The organism is Ferrigenium sp. UT5, from assembly GCF_045866295.1.
In the GTDB taxonomy this organism is placed as follows: Bacteria; Pseudomonadota; Gammaproteobacteria; order Burkholderiales; family Gallionellaceae; genus Sideroxyarcus.
Genome location: NZ_BAAFRY010000041.1, coordinates 1 through 8,194 on the forward strand (window position 1 = coordinate 1; position 8,194 = coordinate 8,194).

An 8,194-nucleotide genomic window follows, 5' to 3' on the forward strand; every position below is an offset into this window, starting at 1 on the left:
CCTTCGGAATGCGCGGTAGAACCGCAGCTTGCTTCTTGCTCGTTTTGCTTGGCATACATGTTCCTTTCAGGTTGCATGTTATGCCTCAAACACAAAATTTATGACAGGCTCTCTTTTTCAGAAGGGGCAATCCAAAGCATTCGTGTTCCCTGTTAGCGTTTTTTGTTATCGGCGGATGCTAGCACGAAGGAGGTGAGTCCCGCACGTTACCGACTCTACCAACAACTCATACATTGATCTTTTTGCCGCTCCCGCACAGAGGCTCCGTCAAATCAAAACACCGAATTCTCTCTTTCCCCCGCCTTTGCAAGGGGGGCAGGAAATGCCGAGCTTGAGAGCTGCGTTTTATTTGCGCGGCACATGCCCGACCACGCGCCCTTCCGGATCGAATTCGACCTTGCAGTTGGTGGAAAGCGTTTCGCCCATACGCGCTCTGGCGCGCAGCAGGCGTGATTTGGTGGCCGCCAGGGACAAGCCGTGCGATTTGGCATAGTCCGACTGCTTCGCGCCGTTGAGATCGCATTGTTCGATGATGTCGCGGTCTTCGGGGGACAGTTCGGTAAGCACGCGCGCCACGCAGGCACTCAACGCGACCAGGGGTTCGGCGGGGGCTTCGGGTGCGGGGAGTTCTTCGGAGACTTCGATGGTTTCCTTGTGCAGGCGTTGATGATCGACCAGCGCGTTGCGCGCCACCTGGAACAGCCAGGCGCGGGCATTTGCCAGACTGCAAAAATCTTTGCCCTGGCGCATGGCCTTGACGAAAACTTCCTGGAGCAAATCTTCCGCTGCATGCGGGTCGCTCATGCGGTGGATCAGATAGCCGCGCAGCTCAGGCTCATGGGCGCGCCAGGCATTGAGGATGCAGGAAAATTCTCCGCTCATGTCAAATTCCGGATTGGTACCAATTCTGGCTGCGCTTGACGATCGCCACCACGCTCAACATGACCGGCACTTCGATCAGCACGCCCACCACGGTGGCGAGTGCCGCGCCGGACTGGAACCCGAACAGGCTGATGGCCGCCGCGACCGCCAACTCGAAAAAGTTGGATGCGCCGATCAACGCCGAGGGTCCGGCGACGCAATGCGCTTCGCCCACGCGCCGGTTGAGCCAATAGGCGAACGCGGAGTTGAAATAGACCTGGATGGTGATGGGCACGGCGAGCATCAGGATGACGAGCGGTTGTTCGACGATGGCCTTGCCCTGGAAGGCGAACAGCAACACCAGGGTGAGCAGGAGTGCGGAAATCGACCACGGGCCGATCCTGGCCAGGGTTTGCTCGAAGGCTACCTGTCCTTTGGCCAGCAACGCCTTGCGCAGCAGTTGCGCAATGATGACGGGGATGACGATGTACAGCACCACGGAGGTGAGCAGGGTATCCCACGGCACGCTGATGGCGGACATGCCCAGCAGCAGGGCGACGATGGGCGCGAAGGCGACGATCATGATGGCATCGTTGAGCGCGACCTGGCTCAGGGTGAACAGCGGCTCGCCATTCACCAGCCGGCTCCACACGAACACCATCGCGGTGCAGGGGGCGGCGGCCAGCAGGATGAGTCCCGCGACATAGCTGTCGAGCTGGTCGGCAGGCAGATACGGCGCGAACAGATGGCGGATGAAAATCCAGCCCAGCAACGCCATCGAAAACGGTTTCACCGCCCAGTTGATGAACAGCGTCACGCCGATGCCGCGCCAGTGTTTGCCGACCTCGTGCAGAGTGCCGAAGTCGATGCGCAACAGCATGGGGATGATCATCACCCAGATCAAAATCCCGACGGGGAGGTTGACCTTGGCGATCTCCAGTTCGCCGAGCCAGTGGAACGGGGCGGGGATGGTCTGCCCCAGCACCACGCCGACGATGATGCAGAGAAAGACCCAGAGGGTGAGATAGCGTTCGAAGCGATTCATGATGTTTCCTGAATTTGACTTAAAAGGAGTTGGGTTAATACGCGCGAAGCATCGATATCCGCGGGGTCTTCATCCTCGCCTTAATCCATGATTTTGCCGATTTCGTTCAACTTCTCCTGCAATCCCGCCCTATCGAGCTGCTTGATGGGCAATGCCATGAACAAGCCGATGCGACGCGTCAACTGTTCTCCCGCCTTGTTAAAGGCGGCGCGGCGCGCTGCATCGCCCTCGACATGCGCCGGATCGGGGATGCCCCAGTGCGCCCTGACCGGCGCGCCGTACCACACCGGGCAAACTTCGCCCGCCGCGTTATCGCAAACGGTGATGACGAAATCGAATTCGGGCGCGCCGGGCGCGGCGAATTCGTCCCAGCTCTTGCTGCGCAAGCCTTCGGTGCTGTAGCCCCGTGTTTGCAACCACTCGATTGCGCCCGGATTCACCTTACCCGCCGGTTTGCTGCCCGCGCTCCAGGCCCTGAATTTGCCTTTGCCCAACGCATTGAACAGCACTTCGCCCAACACGCTGCGGGCCGAATTGCCGGTGCACAAGATCAGTACGTTGTATTGCTTTTCACTCATTTCAGTCTTCCTTATGAAGTAATCAACATTTCTTTGTCGGGGTCTTGCAAATTCCGTCATGCCCGCCACAGCAGTTTTCGGTGAGGTAATCCACCATGCCGTTCATCACCGTAAAGTTGGCGGCGTAATAAATGAAGCGCCCGTCCTGCCGGCTTTCCACCAGCCCGGCATGGGACAGCGCCTTGAAGTGGAAGGACAGATTGGCAGGCGAGACCTTCAGCTTCGCCGCCACTTCGCCCGCCGCCATGCCCTCCGGCCCGGCACTCACCAGGAGGCGATAAATGGCCAGACGCGTGGTTTGCGCCAGTGCCGCCAACGCCCTCACTGCATGCGCAGATTTCATCCTCAAACACCTTTATGATTCAACAACTATTGAAATGATGGCGGCATTAAAACACACAAACGGCAGAATTGACAACCGGCCAGGCAAGCGAACCCGCGCCGCCGCGATTCGCGCGCAAAATGAATTTACGGAAGCTCACGTCCGGCGTTACCCTCGGGTAAGATGTTCATTCCCTTATCAGGAAATTGAAGCCATGGAACTGCACCAATTTTTTCTCTTCCTCGCGATCATCCTGATCGCGGCGCGCCTGCTGTCGGAGACCGTGGCGCGTTTTGGCATTCCCTCTGTGATTGGCGAACTGTTGGCCGGCCTCTTGATCGGCCCTTCGCTGCTGGGCTGGGTCAGCCCCGACACCACGATGAGGCTGCTGGCGGAGATCGGCATCATCCTGTTGCTGTTCGAAGTGGGCATGGATACCAATCTGTCGCGTCTGGCCCGTTCCGGCGCCAAGCCCTATATCGTCGCGGTGGTTGGTTTTGCCTTGCCGTTTGCCCTGGGTTACGGCGTAAGTGCGTGGCTGTTTGGTTTATCCAATCTGACCGCGCTGTTTATCGGCGGCACCCTGACGGCAACCAGCATCGGCATCACGGTGCGCGTGCTGGATGATCTCGGTCGCCGTCAGACCGATGAAGCGCAGATCGTGATTGGCGCCGCCGTGCTGGACGACATCCTCGGGGTGCTGACGCTGGCTTTTCTGTACCAGTTCGCGGTGGGGCACGAAGTTTCCATCAAGGCACTGGGCGAGGTGAGTTTATACATCGTGCTGTTCATGCTGCTCGCCCCGGTCGCGGCCAAACTCGCGGCGGTGGTGATTGACCGGCTCGATCAGCGCGCCTCTTCGCCGGGCCTGCTGCTGACCATGGCGCTGTCATTGATCCTGCTGTTTTCCTGGCTGGCGCACGCGGTCGGCGCGCCGGAGATCATGGGCGGGTTCGCCGCGGGTCTGGCCTTCAGCCAGCATTTCGGCTTCAAACTCCCCCTGTTCGGCCAGCACAACACTTTCCAGCCCAGCCCCAAACTGGCGCACCGCCTGGAAGAACAGATGCGCCCGCTGATCCACACCTTTTCGCCGCTGTTCTTTGTGATGGTCGGCGTGTCGCTGAACCTGAGCGAAGTGAACTGGGGTTCAGCGTTCGTCTGGATGTTGGCGGGCTCGCTGTTGCTGGTCGGCTTCCTCGGCAAGTTCGCGGCCGGCTTCTTTATCCATGAGCCGCGCCACCACCAGATCGCCATCGGCCTGTCGATGATACCGCGCGGGGAAGTGGGTCTGATCTTTGCGCAGCTCGGCTTCAGCCAGGGCATCCTCAACGGCGAATTGTATGCGGCGATGCTCATCGTCATCGCGCTTACCACCATGACGCCGCCCTTCCTGCTCAAGTGGTTCTACGGTCGGCAGACATGACTCAACCCGAGTGGCATAGGCTGACGGCGGAGGAAACGCTCTCTGTGCAACAGGGCCGTCACACCGGATTGACGGCAGGCGAAGCGGCGCGCCGCCTCGCCGAGCATGGCCCCAACCGCCTCACGCCGCCCGCCAAACGCGGGCCGCTGAGGCGCTTCCTGCTGCAATTCCACAACGTGCTGATCTATGTGCTGTTGGCCGCCGCAGTCGTTACCGCGCTGCTCGCACACTGGGTGGACACGGCCGTGATCGTGGGCGTGGTGGTGATCAATGCCATCATTGGTTTCATCCAGGAAGGCAAGGCAGAACAGGCGATGGACGCCATCCGCCGCATGCTGTCGCCGGAAGCCGCCGTCTTGCGCGGTGGCAAGCGCATCGTGGCGCCGGCCGAGATGCTGGTGCCGGGCGACATCGTGCTGCTCGCTTCCGGCGACAAGGTGCCGGCCGACCTGCGCCTGCTGAAAGCGAAGAACCTGCGCATCGAGGAAGCGGCACTGACCGGCGAATCGACCGCCGTCGAGAAAGGCACCACGCCGGTGGCTGCCGAAGCCGCGCTGGGCGACCGTTTCTGCATGGCCTATTCCGGTACGCTGGTGGTGTACGGCCAGGGCACGGGTGTGGTGGTGGCGACCGCCGACGATACCGAGATCGGACGCATCAGCGCCATGCTGCAAGAGGTGCAGACACTGACCACACCGCTGCTGCGCCAGATGGAAGTGTTCGGGCGCTGGCTGACGGTCGCCATCCTCGGTTTGTCCGCCGTCACTTTCCTGTTTGGCTGGCTGGTGCACCACTACGGCCTCAGCGACATGTTCCTCGCCGCGGTGAGCATGGCGGTGGCGGCGATCCCGGAAGGGCTGCCCGCCGTGCTGACCATCACGCTGGCGCTGGGCGTGCAGCGCATGGCGAAGCGCAGTGCCATCGTGCGCCGCCTGCCCGCTGTGGAATCGCTGGGTTCGGTCACCGTCATCTGTACCGACAAGACCGGCACGCTGACCCGGAACGAGATGACCGTGCAGCGCGTGATCGCTTCCGGGCATGTGTTGGAAGTGAGCGGCAACGGCTACGCGCCGCATGGCGGCTTCGCCAGCGCGGGCCGGGAAGTCGGCATCGTCAATCATCCGGAAACGCTCGACCTGTTCCGCGCCGGCCTGCTGTGCAACGACGCGCAGCTGCATGAGACCGAAGGGCAATGGCAGATCGTGGGCGACCCGACCGAGGGCGCGCTGATCCCGCTGGCGCTGAAGGCCGGGCTGGACGTCGCTTTCGAACACGGCGCACTGCCGCGCACCGACCACATCCCGTTCGAGTCCGAACACCGTTTCATGGCGACGCTGCACCACGACCGCAGCGGCCACGCCTTCATCTTCGTCAAAGGTGCGGTGGAGCAGGTGCTGGCGATGTGCAACCGGCAGCGTGGCCATGGCGAGGACGAGGCGCTCGACCTGGCCTGGTGGCACGGCAAGATGGCCGAGGTCGGCGCGCTCGGCCAGCGTGTGCTGGCGCTGGCGATGAAGCCGGTGGACGGCGCGCAGCGCACGCTGAACTTCGCCGACATGGAAGGCGGTTTCACCTTGCTGGGCATGGTCGGCATCAGCGACCCGCCGCGCGAGGAAGCCATCACCGCCGTGCGCGACTGCAAATCTGCAGGCATCCGCGTCAAGATGATTACCGGCGACCACGCCGACACCGCGCGCGCCATCGCCGCCCGGCTCGGCATCGGCGTCTCCCCTCTCCCCCCGGGAGAGGGGCCGGGGGTGAGGGTCCTGACCGGTGCGCAACTCGATGCGCTGGATGATGAGGCGCTGCGCCACGCGGTGCGCGAGGTAGACGTGTTCGCCCGTTCCAGCCCGGAACACAAGTTGCGGCTGGTCACGGCCATGCAGGCCAACGGCGAGATCGTCGCCATGACCGGCGACGGGGTGAATGACGCGCCCGCGCTGAAGCGCGCCGACATCGGCGTGGCGATGGGAATGAAGGGCACCGAGGTCGCCAAGGAAGCGGCGGAGATGGTGCTGGCCGACGACAACTTCGCCACCATCGCGCACGCGGTGAGCGAGGGCCGAACCATCTACGACAACATCAAGAAGGCCATCGTGTTCATCCTGCCGACCAACGGCGGCGAGGCCGGCATCGTGCTGATCGCCATCCTGTTCGGCATGGCGCTGCCGCTGACACCGGTGCAGATTCTCTGGGTGAACATGGTGACGGCGGTGACGCTGGCGCTGGCGCTGTCGTTCGAGCAGGCTGAGCCGGACGTGATGCGCCGTTCGCCGCGTGCGGCGGATGAGCCCATCCTGTCGCGCTTCATGATCTGGCGCATCGCTTTTGTCTCGGCGCTGTTGGCGGCGGGAGTGGTCGCACTGTTCCGGTGGGAGCTCGCGCGCGGCGACAGCCTGGAGATGGCGCGCACGGTGGCGGTGAACGCGCTGGTGGCCGGCGAGATCACCTACCTGTTCAACTGCCGCTATCTGCTGGGGCCGGTGCGCAGCTGGCAGGATTTCACCGGCAATCCTTACGTGTTGCTCAGCATCGCGGTGCTGGTCGTCGTGCAACTGGGCTTCACCTATTTGCCCTTCATGCAGGAGATGTTCGGCGTGGTCGCACTGGATGCGGCGGCCTTGGCCTTGATTCTTGGTTTTGGTGCGCTGTTGTTCATGGCGGTGGAACTGGAAAAAGGGGCGATCCGGGGCCGCCGTGCGCGGACGGCCGCGCGGTTATAATCCGCATCTCTCAACCACTTTGCGGCGGCGACATGAAGACTCTCATCTGCGGTTCCATGGCCTATGACACCATCATGGTGTTCAAGGACCAGTTCAAGAAACACATCCTGCCCGACCAGATCCATATCCTGAACGTCGCCTTCCTGGTGCCCGAGATGCGCCGCGAATACGGCGGCTGTGCCGGCAACATCGCCTACAATCTGCAACTGCTGGGCGGGCATCCGCTCATCATGGCCACCGTGGGCGACGACTTCGCTCCCTATGCCCAGCGCTTGTCCAATCTGGGACTGGCACAGGATCACATTCGCCTGGTGCCCGGCACCTTCACCGGACAGGCTTTCATCACCACCGACCTCGACGACAACCAGATCACGGCGTTCCATCCGGGCGCGATGGGGCATTCCCATCTGAACAGCGTGTCCCTGGCGCATGACGTGACCTTGGGCATCGTCTCGCCGGACGGGCGCGAGGGCATGATCCAGCACGCGCTGGAGTTCGCCGAGCGCGACATTCCTTTCGTGTTCGACCCCGGTCAGGGCATGCCGATGTTCTCCGGCGCAGAGTTGCTGCGCCTGGTCGAGCAAGCCAGCTACGTCACCGTCAACGATTACGAGGCCAAGATGCTGCAGGACAAGACCGGTAAGACGCTGAAGCAGATCGCAGACCGGGTCAAGGCGCTGATCGTCACCCTCGGCGCGGACGGCTCGCTGATTCACGCCGACGGCAAGGAATTCACCATCCCCACCCCCAAACCCGCCGCCATCGTCGATCCCACCGGCTGCGGCGATGCCTATCGCGCGGGCCTGCTGCACGGCATCCAGAAAGGCTGGGATTGGGAGATGACGGGGCGGCTCGCTTCGCTGATGGGCTCGCTCAAGATCGGCAGCCGTGGCGGGCAGAACCACAAATACACGCGCATGGAATTGGCCGACCTGTACAGGGAACATTTTGGCTCACGCATCACGCTGTAAAACATGCCGCTGGCACATGCGGTCGTAGCGTCCATCTGTGCCGCCACGCCGCGTCCATTCGAGTTGCTGCGTGTCGTGCCCGTCGGCGGCGGGGACATTAACCGGTCGTTCCTGCTGGAAGGTGCGGACGGTGCGCGCTATTTCCTCAAGCTCAACACGGCCGATTGTGCAACACCTTTTCTGTAAAAGTTCTCACGAGCAAAATTCTTGAGGTCGTGCATCAGGTGTTCATGTTCAAATAGATTTTTCCGCTCATCCACTCGTCATCGCA

Annotated in this window: 8 protein-coding genes; 4 read left to right on the forward strand and 4 right to left on the reverse strand. The window is 62.1% G+C overall.

Annotated features, from left to right (window positions below):
* Positions 1-345 precede the first annotated feature (345 nt).
* From ACKTSJ_RS10785 to ACKTSJ_RS10800, 4 genes are all read right to left on the reverse strand, one after another.
* Positions 346-882 (reverse strand): sigma-70 family RNA polymerase sigma factor, encoded by a 537-nt coding sequence (locus ACKTSJ_RS10785; RefSeq protein WP_407900115.1) that lies wholly within the window; start codon positions 880-882, stop codon positions 346-348.
* Position 883: 1 nt separating this feature from the next.
* Positions 884-1,906 (reverse strand): ACR3 family arsenite efflux transporter, encoded by a 1,023-nt coding sequence (gene arsB / locus ACKTSJ_RS10790; RefSeq protein ID WP_407900117.1) that lies wholly within the window; start codon positions 1,904-1,906, stop codon positions 884-886.
* A gap of 80 nt (positions 1,907-1,986) precedes the next feature.
* The gene (locus ACKTSJ_RS10795; protein ID WP_407900119.1) at positions 1,987-2,484 is read right to left on the reverse strand and encodes an arsenate reductase ArsC; all 498 of its coding nucleotides are present in this window, start codon (positions 2,482-2,484) and stop codon (positions 1,987-1,989) included.
* A gap of 22 nt (positions 2,485-2,506) precedes the next feature.
* Positions 2,507-2,827, reverse strand: a complete 321-nt coding sequence (locus ACKTSJ_RS10800; RefSeq protein ID WP_407900121.1) for an ArsR/SmtB family transcription factor — start codon at positions 2,825-2,827, stop codon at positions 2,507-2,509.
* Between the two features lie 193 nt (positions 2,828-3,020).
* Here ACKTSJ_RS10800 and ACKTSJ_RS10805 point away from each other — a divergent pair, with 193 nt between their 5' ends.
* The 4 genes from ACKTSJ_RS10805 to ACKTSJ_RS10820 are packed head-to-tail and all read left to right on the forward strand — an operon-like array spanning position 3,021 to position 8,109.
* The gene (locus ACKTSJ_RS10805) at positions 3,021-4,229 is read left to right on the forward strand and encodes a cation:proton antiporter (protein ID WP_407900123.1); all 1,209 of its coding nucleotides are present in this window, start codon (positions 3,021-3,023) and stop codon (positions 4,227-4,229) included.
* Positions 4,226-6,952, forward strand: coding sequence for a cation-transporting P-type ATPase (locus ACKTSJ_RS10810; protein WP_407900125.1), 2,727 nt, complete (start codon positions 4,226-4,228; stop codon positions 6,950-6,952). Before ACKTSJ_RS10805 ends, ACKTSJ_RS10810 begins: the two co-directional genes overlap by 4 nt.
* A 32-nt stretch (positions 6,953-6,984) precedes the next feature.
* The gene (locus ACKTSJ_RS10815; RefSeq protein ID WP_407900126.1) at positions 6,985-7,923 is read left to right on the forward strand and encodes a carbohydrate kinase family protein; all 939 of its coding nucleotides are present in this window, start codon (positions 6,985-6,987) and stop codon (positions 7,921-7,923) included.
* A 3-nt stretch (positions 7,924-7,926) separates the two neighbouring features.
* Entirely contained in the window at positions 7,927-8,109 is a 183-nt protein-coding gene (locus ACKTSJ_RS10820) for a hypothetical protein (RefSeq protein WP_407900128.1), read from the forward strand.
* The last annotated feature ends 85 nt before the right edge of the window (positions 8,110-8,194 follow it).